Below are 22,647 nucleotides of genomic sequence, written 5' to 3' on the forward strand. Positions count from 1 at the left end.
CGGGTGGGATGGAACGTGGTGACCGGATACCTCAAGAGCGCAGCGCAGAACCTCGGCGAGAGCGACCAGCTCACCCATGACGAGAGGTACGACCGGGCGGACGAGTACCTGGAGGTGCTCTACAAGCTGTGGGAGGGATCCTGGGAGGACGACGCGGTGGTGCTCGATGCGGAGCGGGACATGTACGCCGATCCGGCGAAGGTCCACCCGATCCGCCACGAGGGAACGTACTTCGCGGTCCCCGGCGTCCACCTCTCCGAGCCTTCTCCGCAGCGGACCCCGGTGATCTACCAGGCCGGCGCGTCCGCGCGGGGAATCCGCTTCGCGGCCGCTCACGCGGAGGCGATCTTCGTGGCGTCCCCGACCATCGGCCAAACCAGGGACCAGGTCAGCCGGATCCGGGACGAATTGGAGGTCGCCGGCCGCGGGCGGGATGCCGCACGCGTTTACGCGCTGCTCACGATCGTTGTGGATCAGACCGATGAGGCGGCAGCTGAGAAGTACCGAGACATCTTCTCCTACGCCTCCGAGACGGGAAATCTGGTGCTCAACTCGGGATGGTCCGGAATTGATCTATCCCGACAGGACCTCGACGCACCCATGGACCCGGTCGCAACAGAAGCGATCCAGACCACTGTGTCGAGCCTGTCGGGGGCCTCTGACGCCGACGGACGCTGGACGTTGCGTGACAGCGCCCGGTTCAACGCGACGGGCGGACCCGTGGTGGTGGGCTCGGCGGTCACCGTGGCCGACGCCCTGGAGAGTTACATGGCGGACACCGATGTCGACGGTTTCAACCTCGCCTACGCGCTCAATCCCGGCACCTGGGAGGACGTCATTGAGCATCTCGTGCCCGAGCTGCAACGTCGCGGGCGCTACCCGCAGGACGCGGAGCCCGGGACACTGCGAGCACGGATGTTCGATCGAGGTGACCGGCTGCACGATACGCATCGCGGGGCCAGGTACCGCGGATGACGCTTCGATGCGCCGTGTCTTCGGCGTAGTCCCACACCGACGTCGATCGTAGCGCCGTCAGGAGAGGACCAGAACAGTGCCAGCGGCGCCGCGGGTACATCGATCGGGCACACCGGCCGCCTGTGCGACAGGCACGACGGTGGTGTCCGCGTTGAGCTCGCGGCCCACGGGGTGCTCGGCCCTATCGACCGTCACCGACGGCTTGCCGTTCTGCAGCACGAACGTGGTGTCGGACGGGAAGATCGCCAGTTGAGGTTCTCCGGCTCCGGCAACCGCGAAGCACCCGCCCGGCCCGGTGATGGGTTTGTTGCTCGCGGGTCCCGGCGAACCGGCTGGAACGGAACCGGAGTACTGGAACCCGAGGACGCCCTGGTCCCCGCGGACGGTCACTTCGAGCATGGCCTCGTTGTCCGGGGGTTCCGCGCCTGTTCCGGGCGCCTGACCTGCCTCAGGGCCCCGTCATCGGCGACCTGCGGAGCCGCCGCTGCGGTCGTCGTCTCCGTCACCGTGGTCGCCGTTGACCCCGGTCCGCTCGAGCCGCAGGCGGCCAGGCCCAACGGGATGAGGGCCACAACGGTGGGAACGATCAGGCGGCGAGTCAACGACACGAATCTCCTCCACAGTTCAGAGCCGGGCGTTGCCATCCGATGCACTCGCGGCGTCGAATCCCATACATGTACTCGGTTCCGCACTCCCCTCCCCCCGCGCAGTTTCGCGTAGCCACTGCCGCCTCCGAGGCGTCCGAGTTCTTCGCCGATATAGATCTCGCGCGGCACCACGACTACGCGCCCGGCGCCGGGGCGGGGTCGACGATGAGAGAGAGACTGTCACGCCTTCCGGACTACTTTTGTGACCTCTGGTCGTGGTAGGGGCACTGGGTCGCGGTTGCAGCCACGGGCTGGGGCGCGCTGGTCCTCATCGCACCACTACTCCTGACCCATTTACTCCTGTGGGTGGCCGATGCGTTGCGTCCGTTCGCCGGGTTCAGGAACCGAAGCTGAACCGGGAAGCGAGGAAGGGCAGCAAACCCATGCACTCCGGGGTCAGTGCCAAGCACATCGGCTCGTCCGGCCCGGGGCCGAAAAGGTAGCGCAGCGGGTTTTCAATGGAGCCTTCAGGGAACATCGTTACCCCTCACGATCGGGATCTGTTGTCCTGCACGGTATATCGGACCCCGCACCCGAACCTGTTACGGCCGCGCGATCGACGGGGACCGCTCCACCACCCCGCCGGCGGGTAGCGCCACGTGAATCGGCGAAAGCGGCGATTACCCTTGTCAACACGAAGTAACGTCCGCTGTTAAGGACGAGCTCCTCCGAGCATCGTCGGCTGTGTGTCAGCGCTTCGCCCTGCTTCTGGAGGCATTGTGAACAAGCTCGCCCTCGCGGTTCTGGCCGCCACCACCCTGACCCTCACCGCGTGTGGCGGCGGCGGAAACGACGCGGTGTCGGCCTCGGGCGGCGACATACGGACCCCGGATGAGACCAGCCGCTGCACCGAGGACATGGCCGGCGGCACCATCACCATGGGCGAGTACGTCATGCTCCCCTCGTTTTCCCCCGGCCAGGGCCACTACGGGCTGCGGGGCGGCGCGCAGTCCGCCGCTATCTACGACCGACTCATGCGCTGGAACCCCGATACGGCCGAGTTCGAGCCCAAGCTCGCCGAGTCGCTCGAGGCGAATGAGGACAACACGGTCTGGACCCTGAAGCTCCGGGACGGCGTGACGTTCTCCAACGGCGATCCGCTCACCGCGGACGATGTGAAGTTCACCGTTGACCTTCACAAGGACCCCTCGACCGCGTCAACGGCCAAAACGGATGTCGACGAGATCGAGACCGTTCGCGTCCTCGACCCGCTGACCGTGGAGTTCGTCCTGGGTGAGCCGTGGGCGGGCTTCCCCTTCGCACTGACCCGCTCCGCCGGCGAGGTGATCCCCGAGGAGGCGTACACCGAAGTCGGCGCCGAGGAGTGGGCCGAGAACCCGATCGGCGCCGGCGCGTACGTCATGGCCAGCAACACCCCCGGCCAGGAAGTCGTCCTGGAACCCAACCCCACGTACTACGGCGGCCCGGTCTGCCCCACCCTGCGCTTCATCTCCATCCCGGGGTCCCAGGCGACCCTCGAGTCGTTCCAGAACGGCGAGATCCAGGTGGGGTATCTGCGAGGCGCCCAGTTCATCAATGACGCCACGCAGGACGACGAGCAGGGGTTCCTCAGCGTGATCAGCTCCGGTCGAGCGATCGTCATGAACAACGGCGCCGCCGGCTACGACGGCGTCTTCACCGACGAGCGGGCGCGCAAGGCCGTGGCACACGCGCTCGATAGAGACCTGATCAACGACCGGCTCACCGGCGGCCTCGGACAGCCGACCTCGGCGCTACTGGCCGAATCCTCCCGCTTCTACGACGGACAACAGGGCCCCGGGTACGACGCGGAGCTCGCTGCCGAACTGGTCGAGGAGCTCAAGGCGGAGGGAGACTGGAACGGCGACGTGACGCTGCTGACCAACACCAGCCCCGAGAACATCGAGACCGGCGTGATCATCAAGGCGATGCTCGATGCCGTGGGATTCAACGTCACCCTCGAGAACGTTCCCCAGTCGCAACAGGCCGCACGCCTGTTCGGGCACGACTACGAGATGACCATCGGCGGCCTCAACCCCTCAGACGCCGACCCCTCGGCGAGCTTCACCGCCTACGTCACACCCGGCGGGCCCACCAACAACAGTGGCGTCGACAATGCCGAACTCGCCGAGGCGGGACGCGACCTCAAAACCGCCACAGGCCTGGACGAGCAGATTGCTGCGCTCAACCGGTTCCAGGAGATCCACAACCAGGTCATGCCGTTCACGATCTTCGCCAACGCCGAGGAGTACGTGGCCGTGGACGAGAAGGTCAAGGGCGTGGCCCCCACGTCCTCGGGCGTCATGCTCTTCGACGGGGCCTACATCGAGAACCCGTGAGCCGACTGACCACGGGTCATTCGTCTGTCGGTGGCTGGAGCGCAGGAAACCAAATGTCGGCGAGAACCTCGGCGACTGAACGCTCGGGACCGTCGCCCGCGTAGTCGATGGTTCCCTGGACCTCTGCTCGCGTGAAGTAGCGCTCCAGCTGGGTCACCAGCAACTCGACCCGAAACCTGGCCTCGCCGTGCCGGGCACGTGGCCAACGGTTGAGGTACTGCGGCATCGCGTCGGTGAGTTCCTGGATGGAGTGGCGACCGATCGCCTGGAATTCGGGCTCCGCGGCCAGCGCCTGGTCCCACGTGGGAAGAATCTCGCGGTTCCGTGCGAACCAGTCCAGCGCCCGGTCCACCCATGCCACGAACTCGACATGCTCACCGGTGAGCAGAACTGCATCCAGGTCCCGGTACACCTCCTTGGCGCGGTACTCGGTGGTCTCCGCACTGATGCTCGCGAGCAAGTCCATCTTGTTCTTGAAGTGCAGGTAGAAGGTGGCCCGGCTGCAGCCGACGGCCCGCGTGATGTCGTCGATCGTCACGTTCGGGTAGCTACGGGCGACGAACAGTTGTCGTCCGTGGTCCAGCAATGCCCTGCGCGTGTGGCGCTTCTGTTCGTCGCGCAGATTCGGCGCAGCGGGCCGCCCGGCCCCGTCTCTCGTCTCCACTGTCGTGCACCCTTCGCGAGCAGTCTCCGGCAGTTGAAGCCTACGGCCGTTCTCGCACGACACCTCAACAACTCACTAGACATAGCGTCAGTGAGGCGTACAGTATGACCCGGATCACAAACCGGCTGGTGCGGGGGCATGCCCCGATCACATTTCGGTCGCCGCCACACAGCCCTTCGACATGGCGAAAAGGACACCATTGTGACCAGCGCATCGAGTTCCTTCACCCCGGCGTTCGCCGGCAACAACGCGTCGGACAAGACCGTATGCATCATCGGCGCGGGCTGCTCCGGCATCACCACCGCCAAGCGCCTCAAGGACTACGGCATCGCCTTTGACTGCTTCGAGACCTCCGACGATGTGGGCGGCAACTGGTACTACAACAACCCCAACGGAATGTCCTCGGCATACCAGTCCCTTCACATCGACACCTCCACCACCCGGCTGGAGTTCGAAGACTTCCCCGCCCCTAATCACTGGCCCCACTTTCCCCACCACACCCTGATGCACCAGTACTTCCGCGATTACGTGGACCACTTCGGCCTCCGGGAGTCCATCACGTTCAACACCCGCGTCGAGAACGCCGAACGGCGTCCCGGCGGGGGGTGGGACATCACCCTGTCCACCGGGGAAACCCGCACGTACGACGCTCTCGTCGTGGCAAACGGGCACCACTGGAACCCGCACACCCCGGATTACCCCGGCACCTTCGACGGGGCGATCATTCACAGTCACGAGTACCGGTCCCCGACGGACCCGGTCGACATGCACGGCAGTCGCGTGATGGTGGTGGGCATGGGGAATTCCGGCCTCGACATCGCCTCCGAGCTGTCCAGCCGTACCGTCGCCGAGCACGTGTGGGTATCCGCACGGCGTGGCGTGTGGGTGCTGTCCAAGTATCGGGGCGGCAAGCCGGCGGACAAGATGATGATGCCGCCATGGATGCCCAAGAAACTGGGACTGAAGATCTCCCGTCGAGCGATCCGCAAGGGCATCGGCAACATGGAGGACTATGGTCTCCCAGCGCCTGATCACGAACCGCTCGCCGCACACCCGTCGGTGAGCATCGACTTCCTGGAGAAGTCCGGTTCCGGAGACCTGACCTGTGTACCCGCCATCGAACGCTTCGACGGTGACGCGGTGATCCTCACCGACGGCCAACGCATCACGGTGGACGCGATCGTCTTTGCCACCGGCTACACGATGTCCTTCCCCTTCTTCGACGACCGGGAGCTCCACCCCGACTCCGAGCACCGGTACCCGTTGTTCAAGCGCATCATCAAGCCCGGCGTCGACGACCTGTACTACGCGGGCCTCGCGCAGTCGTCCCCCACGATCGTCAACCTGGCCGAACAACAGAGCAAACTCATTGCCCGGCACTTGGTCGGCGAGTACCAGCTCCCCTCCGTGGCGGAGATGACCGAGAAGATCGTCCACGACGAGGACAAGCATCTGGGCCAGTACTACAACGCCCGCAGGCACACCATCCAGATCGACTTCGCCCGATATACCAGGGATCTCCTCGCCGAGATCGACGCTGGCGAGCACCGCGCCCGAGGGCAGGTGCCTCCGCGACCGACCCTCGCGCGGCGACTTCTGGACAAGGCGGGTGTGCAATGACGGGTGCCGCAGTGGAGGGGACATGCACCCCACGGTTCCGGGCGGTGCGAGAGATGTTCACTAGCAGAATCGAGGGCGGCGAGGAGCTGGGCGCGTCGCTGTGCGTGATGCAGGGCGAGGACGTGGTCGTGGACCTGTGGGGTGGGACGGCGGACGCCGCGTCGTCGCGTCCGTGGGAGAAGGACACGGTGGCCAACACCTACTCGTTGACCAAGACCATGACGGCCCTGGCGGCGCTGGTTCTCATCGATCGAGATCTTCTTGACCCCGATGCCGCCGTTGCCGACTACTGGCCGGAGTTCGCCGCCGCCGGAAAGGGTCGAGGCAACGGCGGACGGGTCGACAAGGGCACCGTTCTGGTGCGCCACGTTCTCGGCCACACCAGTGGTCTCGCCGGCTGGACCCACCCGGTCCGCATCGAGGACGTCTACGACACCTCCGCCGCAGCAGCATTGCTCGCCGCACAGGAGCCGTGGTGGACGCCAGGCGACGGTTCCGGGTACCACGCGATCTCTTTCGGCACCCTCGTGGGCGAACTGGTGGAGCGCATCACCGGAATGTCGCTGGGTGACTTCTTTGCAAAGGAGATCGCCGGACCGTTGGAGGCCGACTACTGGATCGGCGCGCCGCCGACGCTGCTCGACGCTCCCGAGCGGATAGCGACCATGGTCGCGCCACCGCCGACCGGATTCGACCTGACCTCCCTTCCTGCCGAGAACATCACCCGCCGCACGTTGACCAATCCGGCGTTCAGTCCTGACCTGACGACCGACCCTGACTTCCTTGCGGCTGAACTCGGTGCGGTGAACGGGCAGGGACATGCCCGGTCCGTGGCCAGGATCCAGTCGATCCTCACCTGCGCGGGCACGGTAGACGGTCACCGGTTCGTCTCACCAACGACAATCGACCGCATCGTCGAGACGCAAGCCGACGGCACAGACCGGGTTCTCGGCGCCCCGATCCGCTTCGGGCTCGGGTGGGCACTACCGAGCGCGTCCATGCCCGGGGTGCCTTCGGGCAGGGTGTGCTGGTGGACCGGATACGGCGGCTCGGTCGTCACGGCGGACCTGGACCGCGGGATCACCGTCGCCTATGTGATGAACAAGATGTCGCCCGAGCTCGTCGGGGCCGCGCGACCGAACGACTACCTCGAGGCGATCTACTCAGCGGTGTGACGATCTCACGTCTGATCATGCCGTTCCGGTCAGTGGTCCCCGGGGCGGGAATGTCACCGCTTGGTGTGGACCCCGGGGGTCGACGACGATAACGCGGCGGCGATGTCTGAATGACATCCGGCGTCGTTCACGCACGCTCCGAGGACGCGTGAACGATGTCAGGATGACCGGTATGGCTCAACGACGGTCACGCCTGGTCGCCGTTGTCGTCGTCGTCCTCCTCACCGGACTCGTCGCGGCGGTCCTGGTCTACTCCGGCGTCCGGCAAAGCACGGTCGTCGTGGACGCCGAACCCACCGACCGGGTGGTCTCCGAGGGGCTCTTCGGCGCCAACCACCGGCACCCGTTCGGCACGTTCACCCCCGACCGCGAGCCGCAGCAGGGACTCGTCGACAGCGCCCGATCCGCGGGGATCAGCATGCTGCGCTATCCCGGCGGCACGGTGGCCAACACCTTCCGGTGGAAACGGGCGATCGGGCCGCGTGAGGACCGCGGCTGCCAGACCGGCGGCGGCGACGGTGCCCCGCTGGACAGCACCATCGGGCCCGACGAGCACATGGCGCTGGTCGAGCAGATGGGCGCCGAGACCACGATGGTGGTGAACTTCGCCACCGCCACCCCGCAGGAGGCGGCGGACTGGGTGAGCTACATGAACGCCCCCGTCGGCACCAGCCCCTGGGCGGACCTGCGGGCAGAGCACGGCCACCCCGAACCGTACGGGGTGACGTGGTGGGAGGTCGGCAACGAGCCCGATGTGGGCGACCAGGCCTACTGGATGGAACAGGACGCCTCGATCCTGCCCGGCGAACACCCCGAGCGCGCCCACAAGTACGCCTTCGGCGGGACGACCGAGTTCACCGATCAACGCCACAGCGCTCGCCGCGCGGGGCCGCCAAAGGCCGGAACGCGCACCTGGATCCGCGACCCCGACACGGGCGGGTAAGCGCGGCTGACCAAGGCCGGGCGAGATGGGCAGGTGTCACCGACCGAGTAGAAAATGACGACGACGACAACCTCGCCCCCGACAGCGGTGAGAAAGCTCTGAATCTCACCGCATCTCTGGCGCTATCCGACCGAGTTCATACAGCTCCGCACGCAGGCTCGCACGACGTTCGCGCATCGGCCGCCACGAAGCTGAACAGTCGACCGCCCACGCTGAGGATCCGGAATCGCGGACGCCACTGGCCGACGGTCACGCCACCGACAGAGAGTCGGCTCAGCCGGTCGACCGCGTGGTTCCACACGATGGCCTCCAGGCCGTCGCCGTTCAACTCGACCAACCCGTCGGGGCGAATCCGTACGAACACGTCGTGGAGCGGTTGATCCGCTTCGATCGATTTCCGGGCCTGGATGAAGTGCACTCGGTGGCCGGCGCGGTAGGACCCGCACGCGCCTCCCGCGGATGACAAGGGTTCGTGTGACATTGGGGGCGGCTCCTTACTGGAAGCCTCCGGCTGGAGGCGCTCTTGCCAAGTACCGGCCGGTACCGGGCCGCTTCGTCATCCGGGCCACCCGTGAACGCGGGGTTGGCGCACCGCCCAGCCGGAGCCTCGGGACGGCAACTCATGAAGCACGGCCACCATAACCGCGCACTACGACACCATCGTCTGAACGCAGGGACGCGCTGGTCGACGTCAACGACAGGCGAGCTCCGGTCCGCCATGGAGTGAACCTCCCTGGATCTGTCGGAGGGTTCCGATCTAACAAGGAAGACTGGAACCCATGTCGGGTCCCTGATGGGAGTGAACCCGGCGACCCTGCGGAACTGGATCGAGGCGGGATCTCACCCTTCGTCGCCGGAGTCGACCGCCGAGTCCGCGGAAGTCCGGCGACTCAAGCGGGAGAACGTCGAGCTGCGCCGGGCGAATGAGATTCTCAAGAACGCGTCGGCGTTGTCGCAGCGGCGGAGCTCGACCGCAGACTTACCTGATCGCCCGTCTACATCGACGTCCGCAAGGGACGATTCGGGGTCGAGCAGATTTGCCGCGTGCGCACCGAGCACGGCATCGGAGATCTCCGGAGAGCACCTAATACGCCCGCTCGGCCGCGCCGTCCACAGAGGTCGAGCTGGATGACGCGTACGCCGCCCACGAAGTGTTCTGCCTGTTCCACTACCAGCGCGGCCTGTACGGGGTGCTCGGGGCTGTGGCACAGCCTGCGCCGGCGGGGTCGCGACGTCGGACGGGACCAGGTCGCCCGCCTGATGCGCATCTGCGGCATTGTGCGGGGTAAGCGGCGCACGATCACGACAGAGTCGGATCCCTCGGCGGATCGGCATCCCGATCTGACCTGAGTTCCACAAGTTGACGGCGATTCATGGCTCGGGCGGGCGAATTGGCCTGGTAACAGCGTTGGGAGCCTGAGTTGCGGGGCACTAATCGGGTGGTGATTGGGCGCCACCGGACCATGATTACCGCCAGCTACAAAGCTCTACCAGGCCTCGACGCGTTGGAACTTCCGCACCAAGCGCGGGTTCAAGGTGCTACGAGCAATCTCCGCCGCTCCTCATCGGCCGAAAAATTGTCGGACACGCGCCGCTGGCATGCTGTCGGGCAGCCGGTGCCCCCGCTGCGTGGTCGAGCCCGCTAAACGTTGCTGCGAAGCTGACCTGCACGAACATGCACTCATCCCTGAGAACTCACTGTTCGGCGTTGTCAGTAGTGCCCCATAGAGTGGTGTAACTCGGTGGCCGAGATCGTCAGCAACGCCCGTGTCGTTGACGGATGTAGAGCGGCCACCGCGTGATCCTTCGAGTCAACCTTCCACAGAATCCTCGAGGAACCACAACGATGACCGCACCTCACATTGTCGACCCCGCCGGCCTGCTTGGCCAAGCCCTCGCCGACGCATCCCCGGATCTCATGCGCGAGCTGCTGCAGACCATGATCAACGCCCTGCTCTCGGCCGACGCCGACAGCGTCTGCGGCGCCGAATGGAACGCCCGCACCGCCGAGCGCACCAACCGCCGCAACGGTTACCGCCACCGCCCCCTGGACACTCGGGTCGGCACCGTCGACGTCGCCGTCCCGAAGCTGCGCTCGGGTTCCTACTTCCCGGAGTGGCTGCTCGAGCGCCGCAAGCGAGCCGAGTCCGCGCTGATCACGGTCGTGGCGGACTGCTACCTCGCCGGGGTCTCCACCCGCCGGATGGACAAGCTGGTCAAGACCCTGGGCATCGACTCACTGTCCAAGTCCCAGGTCTCGCGCATGGCCGCCGACCTGGACGAGCAGGTCGCCGCGTTCCGCCACCGGCACCTGGACGAGGCTGGCCCGTTCACCTTCGTCACCGCCGACGCGCTGACGATAAAGGTCCGAGAGAACAAGCAGGTCGTCAAGGCCTCGGTCCTGCTGGCCACCGGCACAGGCGGCGACGGCCACCGCGAAGTCCTCGGCATGCAGGTCGCCACCAGCGAGACCAAATCGTCGTGGAACACCTTCTTCGCCGACCTCGTGGCCCGCGGCCTGGGCGGCGTTCGGCTGGTGACCTCCGACGCCCACGCCGGGCTCGTCGAGGCGATCGCGGCGAACCTGCCCGGAGCCGCCTGGCAGCGCTGCCGCACCCACTACGCCGCCAACCTCATGGCCGTGTGCCCCAAGTCCATGTGGCCTGCAGTGAAGGCGATGCTGCACAGCGTGTATGACCAACCCACCGCCACCGCGGTGCATGAGCGGTTCGACCGGCTCCTGGAGTACACCGACGGACGACTGCCTGAGGTCGCCGACCACCTCGGGGACGCCCGGGAGGACCTGCTCGCCTTCACCGGTTTCCCGGACGACGTCTGGCGACAGATCTGGTCCAACAACCCCACCGAGCGGCTCAACCGCGAGATCCGCCGCCGCACGGACGTCGTGGGCATCTTCCCCAACCGTGATGCCATCGTCCGCCTCATCGGCGCCGTGCTGGCCGAGCAGACCGACGAATGGGCCGAAGGCCGCCGCTACCTCGGCCTCGAAGTCCTCAGCCGCTGCAGACTCACACTGACCACCAACCCCCACACCAGCTCTCAAGCGGAGGCGACCGCCGATCCACTGATGCAACTACCCGCCTGACCTCCAGCGAAGGATCAGAAACGAGTTACACCACTACTAGGGGCTTGACCAACGCGAATGCACCCTGATGTTGGCGTTCCCCGACCGGTCGCTACTGCGACGCCGCTCTCGGGTGTATCGCCCGTGCTGACTACCGCCGAACCCCGATCACGGATGACGTTCACGCCTGAGCGGACTGGCATGCGGACGGCCGCACACCCAACTCACCTGAACCGAACCCCGGCACCCTTCTGTAGCCACTATGCTTCCCCCGTTCCACTCCAATCCCTAAGGAGCCTCGAGTGCCGCCCAAGATCCTCTTCCTTCATGGCGTCGGCAGCGGCGAGGCGGAGCGGACGTGGCTGGATGGCCTGAATCGGGGCCTGTCGACCCTGAACGTGGATCCGGTCCCAGCGGATCAGGTGATCGCCCCGGAATACGCCTGGTTGCTCTCCGCCGACATCGACAGGGTTAAGGCCCCAGACAACACGTACAAGGTGAAGAAGGACACAGCCGAGCGACGCGTGTTCTTCCGACGTCAGTCCCGTATCGAGCGGCTTCTCACCCCGAAGAATCTCGCCGACAAGGCGGGCCTGAGGACGTGGCCGGATGCCGTCATCGAGCCACTTCAGAACGCGGCGATCGCCTCCAAGCTGGGGATGCTCAGGCAGGTGAGCAACTACATGAAGCAGGAGGCCCTGCGGTCGGCGATTCTCCGGCAGGTGTTGAAGGACGTCCCTAAGTCCGGCGAGTTGATCCTCATCGGGCACAGCCTGGGAAGCATCGTCGCGATCGACCTCATCGACCACCTGCCGCCGGATTTGAAGGTGTCGCGATTTCTCACCATCGGAAGCCCAGCTGGTTCCGAGGTCGTGCACAAGGGCCACGACAAGTTGCTCAAAAGATTCCCATACGCACGGGTGAACGACTGGTCCAACATCTACTCGACCAACGATCCGGTGACCGCGGGCCGCGGGCTGGCGTCGACGTTCAAGGCCGCCCAGGATTTTCGGATCCGCATCCCCAGGACCACGGACAACATCCTGGCGCACAAGTCAGAGCATTATCTGGAGCACCCGGCGGTGGCGACGCTCATCGCCGACGCGCTGTGCCCACCAGACGAGGCAGCTACCACTGACATCGACTTTTGTGCTCGGCTGGACGACACGGACTTCGACGCCCTTCTTACGTTGCGTTTCGCGGACCGGGTCAGAGAACGGATTGCGGATACAAAGGGGGTGGGCAATGCCGACGAGGCGGCCACCCGCTTCAAGGACGCCTTGGACGTCCTCAAGGATCAATTCGTCGAATCGGCCGTTGAGCGCCGGGGCGGGGTGGCTGGTCTTCCACAGGAGATGGCAGCGGTCCGGCGCGGAGAGGTCCCGTCGATCAAGCGGTGTCTGGAGATCGGAGACGCGGTGCGCCGCACGGTTACGCTGGCCTACTCCAACCTCGTGGACCCGTTCGAGATCGAGGTAGGAAGCGCGGTCATCGAGGCAATTCCCGACTTCTTCGCCGACCTCGGGTTCATCAAGCAACAAGGTCGCGAGGTGGAGAAGGCAATCGAAGAGGTCACCAAGGCGATCGCGGAAGCCGCCAAGCCGGCGTCCGGGCCATGGGCGGGCCGCACCGCGGTGGCCGCGGCGGGCGTAGCCATCGTGGCAATGGGCCCGATCGGGATTCTCGGTATGGCAGGTGGGCTGACCTTGCTAACGGGCCTGGCCGGGACTGGATCTGCCGCTGCGGCGACTGCGGCGACGTTGCGGCCGGGGACACCCGCGCGGATGGACGACCCGCGGGATCTCGCGATGCGCGTTGCGATCTCCGCCGCGTTGCGCCGCCTTGAGGAGCCAGCAGACCCGGACCTGTGGAACATGCTGACCGACGCGGAGACCCTCGCCTCCGACTCGATCAATCGCCTCGCCGAATTCAGCGATCCGTCATCGCTCCGTCTGAGGCAGCAGCAGCATCTCCTCGCCGCGATCGGGGCACTGATCGCCTTTGCGCAGAAAAATGGACTGGTGAGCGAAGCGGTTGAGAGTTGACGGCCATGAGGTCGCGGACTTCGGTTCCAGTCTTGGGAACAATGGGCCGTGGTGGGGCGCCGGGGTGAATAGTTGACGACGGCAAGTTGCCCAGTGGCGGATTGGATGGCGGTCACTCGCGCGGGTCGGAGGTTCGCCCCGACTCACTCTTGGATTGTGAGATCGTCAGCCGCAGAAGACATATCCACGTTGACCATCTTCTGCCGGAGTTGGGTCGCGACTATGGCCGCGCGCAGGTCTGGGTCGATATCGACCACATGCAACTCAACGCCGAAGACACCGGCGGCATGCTTGACCCAACCGGTAATTGACGACCGTGCTTCCTCACTCGCGAATACGATAATTGGTCGCACGTCGGTGTAGTCCGGTTCTCGACGATGTAGCGCGAGCTTCAGCACATCCTGGGCGATCTTCTTCAGCTGGCCGCCTTTCAGCGTTCCCTGTCGAGCGTATGCCTCCACCGCAACCTTTCCGTCCTCGCTCTGGGCGTCGAGATGAATGCGCACTCCCCCATCCAACGGCAAGGTTCCACCACTGACTAGGGTCACGCCGAGCTTGGCCGCCAGGGCACCGATGATTGCGGTCTCGGCCTCTCGCTGGATCGCGGAGTCGCTCTGATGGGGGGTCACGAACGCCAAGTTACAGCCAGCGGCGGCAGGAAGGTGCGGAGCGGAGCGGAACGCTCATCGGCTCCGGACCTCCACCCGCGGCATCACCGCACGCATGGACCTGCCAGCCTCGTGGTACTGGATCTCGGTCTTTTCGTGCTCGTCGGTGGTCACCTCGAGGTCGTCGTCCTTGAGCGCCAGGTAGCCGACGATCTCGGCCGCCCCGTGCTGCAGGGGGTACATAGTGACGATGTCCTCCAGGCGGGCGGTGCCGCGGACCGGGATCAGCGCCCGGATGCGGGAGGCCAGGCGTGCGGGGTCGACGACGACCTGGTCTGTCAGCACCGAGGTGTCGACGTCCTCGGTGTCGACAGGATCGAGCAGGCTGTTGACCTCCGCGGCGGGCCGGGCGGTGAACAGCGGACGATCCGTGGGCAGGGCGACATCGAGGGCAGTCTCCTCCAGCTCCAGTCCGAGGTCGGGCAGCTCGCCCTCGCGGACCTGCAGCGCCGACGTCTCGATCTGGCGCACCAGGTCCAGCACCCGGCGGTTCTCCAGCCACACCTGGTCATCGGTGAAGCGGCGAAGCTGCTCGGAGATGTTGCGGACCGTCTGCTGGGTGCGCTCCGCGGCCTCCGCCCAGCCGTGGTGCACGGTGCGCAGGCGCCGGTCCGCGCCGAGCTCGTCGATGCCGGTGAGGCGCTCGAGCAGCATGGACAGCTCCTCCTGTCCCGAGGTGGACAGCAGCAGGTCGTAGAAGGCCTGGAAGCTGCGGCCCTGGTCGGAGGAGTCGATCATGCTGCGGCCGTGGACGAGCTCGGCCAGCAGCTCGCCCTTGCTGCCCTGCCACGTGGCGACGCGCTCGCGCGCCGAGCGGTCCAGGGCGCGGAAGTTCTCCTCCACCTGGCGGAAGTCGGCCAGCAGCTCGCGGGCGGTGGTGGCGAACTGCTGGTAACGCTCGCGGACCGCGGTGCGGTCCAGCAGGCCGGAGTCCGGGTCCTGGCGGAGCTGGTCGATCTCGCGCTCGATGTCCTGCTTGCGGCGCTCGAGCTGGTCCAGGCGCTTGGCGGGGTCGGACTCCGTGCCCTGCGCGATCTGACGCAGCAGGCCCACCGCGGTCTGCAGGCGCGACTCGGTGCCCACGAACGAGGTCTCGGACAGGCCCTGCACCCAGGCGTAGGCCTTCTCCAGGGCCGGGGTGGCGTCGTAGTGGATCTCGTCGGCGCCCAGCGGGTAGAAGCGACGCAGGAAGCCCGCCTCCGGGCCGGCCCAGTCCGCCAGATACTCCGCGGCCGCGCGCAGGAACCGCGGGTTCTCCGGATCCTGGGCGTTGACGGCGTAAAGCTGATCGTCCAGCGCCGCCACCATCTCCCCCTCGGAGCTGGCGCCCCGGCCCTCCTCCACGAAGAACCGGCCCAGCACCGCGAGCAGCAGCGGCGCGTGCGCGGCGCGCAGCATCCGCCAGGCGGGATGCCGCTCGCGCAGCGCCTGGATCTGCGCGTACTCCACGTGTTGGGCTCCTCGAGGTGGGCGGACTGTCGGTGACGGCGGCTCGTGCGCCGAGGGGACAGTCTAGGAACGGGGGGCGAGGGGATCGCGGCGGGGCGAATGTTGTCTCCTCCTGGCAACCTCGACGATCGTCGTGGGGGCGTCCTCCCCGCGCGCCCGCTTCGGCTGCGCGTGCTGCGCGTACTGCGCGCGTCGCAGATGGTCATGATTCCCGTCGCCGCCATCGGCATCCTGATGGCGCTGCGGGTGCACCGCACCGGTACCCTGCTGCCCCTGACCTGCTAGCGGCTGTGCGCGAGCCTCGTAGCGCCGCTCGTGCCTCCCTGCGGACCAGGCTGGCCAGCACCTGGGCACTGGTGATCTCGGAGGTGTCGGGCCTTGGGTACGTCTGGCCTTCTCCGTCCTCGCGCCCCCATCCATGGAGCGGGAACACGCTGGTCTATTACCCCAACGACGTAGTGACGCAGAGCGCCGACGGGTAGGCAGCGTTGCTCCCCCCGGCAGTGAGCCTGGGCCTGGACCTGTCCGCTGCCGATGGCCGCGCGAAGCGCACGATGCCAGCAGGACACGACCCGGCGGCGAGCGTCGTGCCTCGCGGAACCTAGACTTGGCCACGCGAAAGCTGTTGTTTGGGGACCCCGCAACTTCGCAGCAACCGAGGCGCTAGTAGTCCAAATCACCAGACCGGCTGCGAGACTGACGGGCCATTCAACCAGCGCAACGCCTCCCTCCAGCAACGCTTCAGGACGTTCGCACCCCCAGAAGACAAAGCGCACTACGAAGCGGTCTATCACCTAGTTCGCACAGGACACTCAGACGGCGACTACGTTCAACGTCCCACGCTAGCCACTGTTGACAACTCACCGATGCGAGTCTTCTTCGGCGCCGGTGGCGTCAAGTCCACCCGCGCGCTGCTCACTCGGACAGCAGTGTCAACTGTCAAGAGCGCAGCGATTCAGCTGGCCAAGTACGCATGCCTCCACACCGAAAGGTCTCGCTCGGGTTCTCTCAGAGGCCTCGTCTAGGGCGCCTAGGACTCGCCGTCCATCCCCGCCCGCACCTCTACAACTCGGCCCACCGACACCTCCGCTAACAGGTCGGCCAGAGTCTCGTTCCCGTCAAGCCTGCGCGCGATCTCTCTCACCCCCACTTCCGCCAAGCGCTCAGCTGTCGCAAACGGACGAGACGGATCACCCAAACTGAGGATCTCTAACAAATCACGAATGGACCGACCAGCTTCCAACGTCCCCAGGGCACTGAACTTCGTAACGTATCCTCCTTTTGGAGCATCGGCCAAGTCTAGACCCGCCCCGATCGCGTAGGCGATGGCGAAACGATACGCATCTTGCTGGCTTCCAGCGAAGTCCGAGGCGGCAATCCGAGCGATCGCCTGATTCGCCTCTTCCGTAAGGCCTATCTGCTGCTTGTCGTCCTTTTCTGCCGACGTGCTCATTGAGTCCTCTCGATCGCAGCTTCCTCAGGATTACTATTCGGCCGAAAGATGCGATAAGCTTGGCCAACTCGGTTGCCCATAATCGCCTGAGACTGCTCAATAGTAAGTTCGCCGGATTGAACCAAGAGAATAGCCTGGCTTCCGAGGTCGGGAATCCAGTTGTTAAGCACATTCTCTCGATGCTCCAAATCCAACCGAGCGAGCGGGCTATCAAGAACGACTGGACCGCCACGAACAGCAGCACGCTTAAGTGCGCCGATTAGCGACAACGCAATGAGTTGCCGACCGCCCTCACTGGTAGCCATCTTCGGACCACCTTGGCCGACCAAATCGACCCTGTAATCGGGCGAAATAGTAATGCCCTTGTACCCAGCCGAATCACGAATCAAGTTCATGAACATGGAAGTTGCCGTCAACTCGACTTCCTCGCGGGTACGTTCCTTGTAACGCTCGATCGTGTGCGCCACCAAGTGCCAAGCGTAGTCGAAGAAGTATGCCTCCGCCGCGAGAGCGGGACTTCCGTTGCCGAGCTTCCGGAGAGAGTTTGCCAGTTTGCTTTGCTCGCCAGCAATTTTCTTCTCTTCACCGAAAAATTTGCTTAGACGAGTACGATACCCCGCAATCGCCCGCTCTAATTGATCCTGATCATGACCCATCTGCCGAATTGCGGCAGCATCGTTGTCTTTCAGTCGGTCCTTTATCGTTCCCAACCGACGCCTACGATCATATTGATCACTCAGAACCTTGTTCAGCCGACCATACTTGTCGATATAAGTCGACACTGTCTGCGTGTCGATAAGCTCGCGAATCCGCCTCTCTAAAGGCAGGTCGGGGCCGTCGCCGACCCCAGCCGCTAACGCCTCAAGTTGAAACTCTGCGTCTTTAAGCTGCTCAAGGGTCTCGGCACTAGGAGACGGCAGCTCCTGATTACAAGTCGGACATTGCCCACCTGCGATCTGCTTTCGCAGCAGTTCTGCACGACTACGCGCAGTTTGCAGCTCCTTTTGGGAGTTTGTCGCAGCATCGTTCCGCTGCTTCACCGTCTCAAGTGCGATACTCAGACGTTGGCTAGCCGGGGCCAGCCACCCCCGGGCAAGAAGATCGGCCATTTCGCCGCGCAGTTTGGCTTCTTCTGCGTCACCGTCTTTGATCTGAACCTGTAGCGTCTCCATCTCGCGGGCATCCGCTTTTAGATCGTCTACCGCCGCGATCCGCTCCTGCGTTTCTCGCAGGTTACGTTCCGCCTGCTGCAGAGATTCATTTATTTCCCGCCGGTCTTTTTCTAAGCTCTCCTGCTTTGACTTCAGCTCTTTCAACTTGCGCTTCGCATTGTCTGCGACGTCTTTATCTCTCATCGCCTTAGACTGGCGAACCAACGCATCCTGACGCATCACATCGATATCATCACGTGCGAGTTGGAGCGCGGGTATGCCGAGGACACTTTCGATACTCCCGCGTAACAGCCCGCGCTGGCGGTCCGAGTTCAACCGGTCGTAGAATTGCTGAAGCAACTCCCCGTCGAAAAGAAAGAACTCGGAGATCTGCGGATGCAGAAGACGGCCTATTTCGGCCTCAATTGAAACCGGCTGAACGACCGACGAGTCAATACGCAAGTCCGCCGTCACGCGAGGAGTCTGATCGCCGTCAAAAACGGCTGTCCTCGTCAGATGGTACTTCTGCCCATTCGCACTAAACTTGATGGAAACTTGCATGTTCGTTTCGCCGTCGGCCCGCGCCGGGCGGTTCATATATTCCGAGAGCCCGCGCACAGACTCTGCAGGGCTTTTACCAGCTACGGTCGCCCCATAGAGGCACCAGCGAAGAGCCCGGAACAAGCGGGTCTTACCCATTGTGTTTTCGCCGTGGAAAACCACGATCGGAGACTCCGGCTCAACCGACAGACTTAGCGAGTCGATATTTCTGTACGGACCGAAGTTCTTTAGACTCAGACTCTCAAATTGAAGCGTCATTGCTCTTCAACTCCAATCGGGCAAGGATACGGCCACTTACATGCTCCTGGAGCGCGCGCAACTCACGTTTGAACTTCGAACGATCTTCGTCGAACTGGTACCGCCACGCCAGCCTGACGATCTCCTCGTAATCCGCCTCCTCGAAAGAGTCCATCGCCGTGCCGAACTTAGACCTGCTGGACGTCGCGGCGACTTCACGCAGCGCGGCTAAAGCACCCTCGCGTGCATGCGATGCTTCCGTGTTCTCGTCTGACAAGACTCAGTCACCTTCCTCGTCGACTGACAGGTTGTCAGGCAACTCTATCGGATCTTTACTTAACGCAACCATCGTTTTCAACCGCTCCTTCGCGCCCGGGTTACGGGCCAGTCGCACAAACTCTAGAGCTCGACGAGCCTCGTTCTTAGTGAGCGCGCCGCCGATTCGATCCACGAGCATCAAGTCGTGGACCTCTGCGCTAACTTTTCCGCTGGCCGGTGCTCGCCGTAGAACTCGACCGCGGCGTTGAATGTACTCGCGCTCGACCGTGGAGCTGGCCAAGATTAGCGCATGATCAGTCACCGGCACATCGATGCCTTCATCCAAGCACCTAATCGCGACCACGATACCGCCATGCTCACTGAGACTGCGGATCACCGCCTCGCGGTCGCTAGACATACCCGCATAAAACTCAAGTGCAGGCAGGCCCGCGTCTTGGCAACCGCTAACTACAGCGCCTAGCTGCGCCTTGTCATCACAATAGACGAGCCACCTATCGCCAGCCCTGTACTCTTCTACCAAAATTCGTACTGCAGCGGGCACCTTCTGCCGCGCTTGTTTCAACACCCTTGCACGCTTGATCAATAACATCTGCAGGAATTCGTCGGGTTCCGACGCAGAGCTACTTCTGGCGATCATCTGGCTAATCCGCTTAGTTAGCTCTTCGTACTGGGTCTGTTCGTCTTCGTCGAGCGACACCTCGTGCAATCTATAGTCGTAAGGGACCAACAGGCCGAGCAGGAGGGCCTCTGCTAGGCCGATAACCGGAGACAGAACAGAGCCGAAATAATCGAGAAGTCGCTTTGTGCCGTCTTCGTCAAACTGGCGACGGAAAGTGGCACTTAGCCCCAGAGTGGCACCCGCCGCGGTCTTTTCCAGCGACGTGATCATATTATGACTGCCGGCACGGTGCATCTCGTCGGCAACTATCATTAGATGAGCGCCGTCTCTCAGGCGCTTTTGGAAATCGCCAGACGAAAATGTAGCGTTCGTAGCCACAACAATACGTCGCGAGCCCGCGGCATTAACGCGGCCAGTGAAGATCGGGAGCATCTGCATCCAGTCAACTTTGCTAGCTCCTGCCCCCGCGGGAAGAATACGCGCGTCGCTCAGCTCTAGCTCGATCTCGGTAATCCACTGGGTGTGTAGCTCTCGACCAGGTACCAGAACGAGCGCTACCCCGCCTTTGGCGGTCCAGCGCTTAATGGCTTCAATTGCTGTGAGGGTTTTACCAGCGCCTGTGGCAAAGTTTACAATTCCTCTAAAACCTTTTTCCTCCCAGTCCTCCAGGACTTGGCGCTGGTGATCCATAAGCGGACGGACGGTACTGGAAGTTGCACGACGAAGCTCGCCCAGTCGAACCTCGTCGATCACCCTGTCCACGTCCTCATCGGCGATAGCGAGCAACTGGTCCCGTGTTACATCCTCAAGGGGCGCCACGACGACACCCGCCTCGCGACTTAGCCAGAGCCGCTCGAAATCGTCCGCATGTTCGCGTGTACGGTACAACTCGGGCTCATTTCTCCAGCTACAAGAAACATCGAATGACTCGTGGTTGTAGCCCCAGGCGCGCCATGTCTCATTTGCACTTCCCCGAAACGAGACTCTTTTGCCACTAACGTCTTCGAAAACCCCGAGTTTATCGTGAAAGAGCCCTTCGGGATGATCAGCGAACGCTACTTTGACGTCTACTATTCCGTTAGCGACTAGCGTGGCTAACAGCTTCGTAGCCGGCGCTGCCGCCGGGTTTGCAAGCATTTCGTCAAGGTCTTTCCGCACGCTCTCTTGGGCACGTCGAGCTAGGTCATACGCATCTTTCATTAGCTCGTAATCGTCCGGCGTGAGTGCTGGCGAACAGATCAGGCGCATCTTCCCGCCTCGAATGGCAAAATCCGCAAATGCTAACCCGACAACTTGATAAAGGGCGCTTGAGAAGTAGCCTACTGCACGGTCGTAGCGAATAGATTCTTGGAGACAAGGTACGTAAAAGTCATCCAACAGGGAATCGCGACCCGATTTGTAACTCGTCCGGAGATCTAAATCCTCGAGCATTAGGCCGTATACCTCGTTCCAGAAGGAGTTCCAAGACTCGTAACGGTCGACGAGGCGCGTTGGGCCCCGGCACTTACATCGGCTTCAGCCAGTCCCCTTGGAGCCAGTTGCACACCAACCGAACCTCCGTTCGAGGCCCCGCTGCCTGTGCACAGGTTTGCGCTACTTGCCGCGGGGTGGAAACCTCGACGCGAAGCCAGCCATGCTGTCAGAATGACACTATTGTAACCAAGGGAACGGGGACTCGTGGGAACGACGCCAGATCATGTCGAGGTGGCAGCGGCGACATCCTTCCGTGATCGCGGATCTCCGCAGGTTGTTCAGTTGCCAGTTGCTCGCATCCGTCCGGAGTCCGGCCTCGGTCGGAAGCGTGAGCGTGAGGGACACAGGGACCTTCAGCGGTCGATTGGTCGATTCGGAGTCCTCACTCCGATCACCGTCCGTGTATCTCCAGATGGCAGCGGAGATTACCTGCTCGTCAAGGGCCAGGGCCGCACCCTGGCCTGCCGCCTCCTCGGCCTCGAGACAATCCCTGCGATCGTAGTAGACGCGAACTTTGATGAGGCCGACAAAGTCCAGCAGTTCTTGGTTGAAAACGTAGCGCGGCTGAAGATGCGGCCCGTAGATCGAGCGCTCCTCATTAAGCGCGCTCGCCAGGACGGCGAGGAGACGACTGTGATCGCCAAGCGGTTCGGGGTCAGCCCTACAACTGTTCGAAGACTACTTGCGCAGTTGGAGAACGCGTCCAAGAGCGAAGTAGATGCCCTTAAGAAGGGTGACCTTAGTCTTTCGATGCACGCAGTTGTCGCCCGGCACGTAGACTCCTCCGACATGTCGGCTGTCTTACAAGTAATCGCTGACTCGGATCTAAAACCCAAGGAAGTCGAAACACTGTTACTAGCCCTCGGCTGGCGGCAACTTGCTGATTTAGGTCCCAGTCAGCAGCTGCAACGGTTGGTTTTACTCGCGTGGGCTTGTGGCGTCTTCGCTAAGACGGCGGGAGCTACTATGAATGAAAGACTTCGTCAACTTGCGTTTGATTTCCCCTCAGCCTTCGAAGCACAGGGCGAAACCTTCTCGGTGGTGGCTCGTTGAAACTCATACATGTCAACCCCGATGATCTACACACTAGCCGAGATTTGCTTAGGTCAGGAAGCGCTAAGAGCTTTGAGGAGCGGCTACGGTCATCGATAGAACAGATCGGGCTGGCAGAGCCGATCAAAATCGCAGCCGCTCCATCTGGCGGGTACTTAGTCATCGATGGCGCCCTCCGCCTCCGCGCGATCCAGGCTATCCGTAGATCAGACTCGTCTTTATTCCCAACGAT

18 protein-coding genes and 1 riboswitch are annotated in these 22,647 nt (G+C 63.6%); of the genes, 9 read left to right on the forward strand and 9 right to left on the reverse strand.

What is annotated here, in order from left to right:
- Positions 1–975 (forward strand): NtaA/DmoA family FMN-dependent monooxygenase (locus ACWIE7_RS14455; protein ID WP_454069642.1); only part of this gene is annotated, 975 nt, incomplete at its 5' end.
- Positions 976–1,032: 57 nt separating this feature from the next.
- Here ACWIE7_RS14455 and ACWIE7_RS14460 read toward each other — a convergent pair.
- Entirely contained in the window at positions 1,033–1,374 is a 342-nt protein-coding gene (locus ACWIE7_RS14460; RefSeq protein ID WP_454069644.1) for a hypothetical protein, read from the reverse strand.
- A gap of 967 nt (positions 1,375–2,341) precedes the next feature.
- On the opposite strand from ACWIE7_RS14460, the gene ACWIE7_RS14465 reads away from it, so the two are divergent.
- Positions 2,342–3,940: an ABC transporter substrate-binding protein gene (locus ACWIE7_RS14465; protein WP_454069646.1), complete on the forward strand. Its 1,599-nt coding sequence runs from the start codon at positions 2,342–2,344 to the stop codon at positions 3,938–3,940.
- Between the two features lie 16 nt (positions 3,941–3,956).
- Here ACWIE7_RS14465 and ACWIE7_RS14470 read toward each other — a convergent pair whose 3' ends face one another.
- Positions 3,957–4,604: a TetR/AcrR family transcriptional regulator gene (locus ACWIE7_RS14470; RefSeq protein WP_454058115.1), complete on the reverse strand. Its 648-nt coding sequence runs from the start codon at positions 4,602–4,604 to the stop codon at positions 3,957–3,959.
- 270 nt (positions 4,605–4,874) lie between these two features.
- On the opposite strand from ACWIE7_RS14470, the gene ACWIE7_RS14475 reads away from it, so the two are divergent.
- From ACWIE7_RS14475 to ACWIE7_RS14485, 3 genes are all read left to right on the forward strand, one after another.
- Positions 4,875–6,224 carry a flavin-containing monooxygenase gene (locus ACWIE7_RS14475; protein ID WP_454069691.1) on the forward strand — a complete coding sequence of 450 codons (1,350 nt, stop codon included), beginning with the start codon at positions 4,875–4,877 and terminating at the stop codon, positions 6,222–6,224.
- Between the two features lie 53 nt (positions 6,225–6,277).
- Complete coding sequence (locus tag ACWIE7_RS14480; protein WP_454069648.1) at positions 6,278–7,399, forward strand: serine hydrolase domain-containing protein; 1,122 nt, start codon at positions 6,278–6,280, stop codon at positions 7,397–7,399.
- Positions 7,400–7,562: 163 nt separating this feature from the next.
- On the forward strand, positions 7,563–8,342 hold the full coding sequence (locus tag ACWIE7_RS14485) for a hypothetical protein (RefSeq protein WP_454069650.1): 780 nt from the start codon (positions 7,563–7,565) through the stop codon (positions 8,340–8,342).
- A 136-nt stretch (positions 8,343–8,478) separates the two neighbouring features.
- On the opposite strand, the gene ACWIE7_RS14490 is transcribed toward ACWIE7_RS14485, so the two are convergent.
- Positions 8,479–8,823, reverse strand: a complete 345-nt coding sequence (locus ACWIE7_RS14490) for a hypothetical protein (protein ID WP_454069652.1) — start codon at positions 8,821–8,823, stop codon at positions 8,479–8,481.
- A 33-nt stretch (positions 8,824–8,856) separates the two neighbouring features.
- Positions 8,857–8,970: riboswitch (SAM riboswitch) on the reverse strand.
- A gap of 1,218 nt (positions 8,971–10,188) precedes the next feature.
- Between ACWIE7_RS14490 and ACWIE7_RS14495 the strand changes: the two genes are divergently transcribed.
- Entirely contained in the window at positions 10,189–11,448 is a 1,260-nt protein-coding gene (locus ACWIE7_RS14495) for an IS256 family transposase (protein ID WP_454069654.1), read from the forward strand.
- Between the two features lie 281 nt (positions 11,449–11,729).
- Positions 11,730–13,472 carry a hypothetical protein gene (locus ACWIE7_RS14500; protein WP_454069656.1) on the forward strand — a complete coding sequence of 581 codons (1,743 nt, stop codon included), beginning with the start codon at positions 11,730–11,732 and terminating at the stop codon, positions 13,470–13,472.
- Between the two features lie 143 nt (positions 13,473–13,615).
- Here ACWIE7_RS14500 and ACWIE7_RS14505 read toward each other — a convergent pair whose 3' ends face one another.
- Positions 13,616–14,101, reverse strand: a complete 486-nt coding sequence (locus tag ACWIE7_RS14505) for a hypothetical protein (RefSeq protein ID WP_454069657.1) — start codon at positions 14,099–14,101, stop codon at positions 13,616–13,618.
- 54 nt (positions 14,102–14,155) lie between these two features.
- Positions 14,156–15,589, reverse strand: a complete 1,434-nt coding sequence (locus ACWIE7_RS14510) for a DUF3375 domain-containing protein (protein WP_454069659.1) — start codon at positions 15,587–15,589, stop codon at positions 14,156–14,158.
- A 99-nt stretch (positions 15,590–15,688) separates the two neighbouring features.
- Here ACWIE7_RS14510 and ACWIE7_RS14515 point away from each other — a divergent pair, with 99 nt between their 5' ends.
- Entirely contained in the window at positions 15,689–15,874 is a 186-nt protein-coding gene (locus ACWIE7_RS14515) for a hypothetical protein (protein WP_454069661.1), read from the forward strand.
- A gap of 745 nt (positions 15,875–16,619) precedes the next feature.
- Here the strand turns inward: ACWIE7_RS14515 and ACWIE7_RS14520 are convergent.
- Genes ACWIE7_RS14520 through ACWIE7_RS14535 form a run of 4 tightly spaced genes read right to left on the reverse strand, consistent with a single transcriptional unit; the run spans position 16,620 to position 21,320 of the window.
- Entirely contained in the window at positions 16,620–17,042 is a 423-nt protein-coding gene (locus ACWIE7_RS14520; protein WP_454069663.1) for a hypothetical protein, read from the reverse strand.
- Entirely contained in the window at positions 17,039–19,012 is a 1,974-nt protein-coding gene (locus ACWIE7_RS14525) for an AAA family ATPase (RefSeq protein ID WP_454069665.1), read from the reverse strand. Before ACWIE7_RS14525 ends, ACWIE7_RS14520 begins: the two co-directional genes overlap by 4 nt.
- The gene (locus ACWIE7_RS14530; protein WP_454069667.1) at positions 18,996–19,268 is read right to left on the reverse strand and encodes a hypothetical protein; all 273 of its coding nucleotides are present in this window, start codon (positions 19,266–19,268) and stop codon (positions 18,996–18,998) included. Before ACWIE7_RS14530 ends, ACWIE7_RS14525 begins: the two co-directional genes overlap by 17 nt.
- Before the next feature lie 3 nt (positions 19,269–19,271).
- A complete protein-coding gene (locus ACWIE7_RS14535; protein ID WP_454069668.1) occupies positions 19,272–21,320 on the reverse strand; it encodes a DEAD/DEAH box helicase family protein in 2,049 nt (682 codons plus the stop codon).
- Positions 21,321–21,566: 246 nt separating this feature from the next.
- Here ACWIE7_RS14535 and ACWIE7_RS14540 point away from each other — a divergent pair, with 246 nt between their 5' ends.
- On the forward strand, positions 21,567–22,415 hold the full coding sequence (locus ACWIE7_RS14540) for a ParB/RepB/Spo0J family partition protein (protein ID WP_454069670.1): 849 nt from the start codon (positions 21,567–21,569) through the stop codon (positions 22,413–22,415).
- The last annotated feature ends 232 nt before the right edge of the window (positions 22,416–22,647 follow it).

The sequence above is a fragment of the Dietzia sp. NPDC055343 genome (assembly GCF_053645265.1).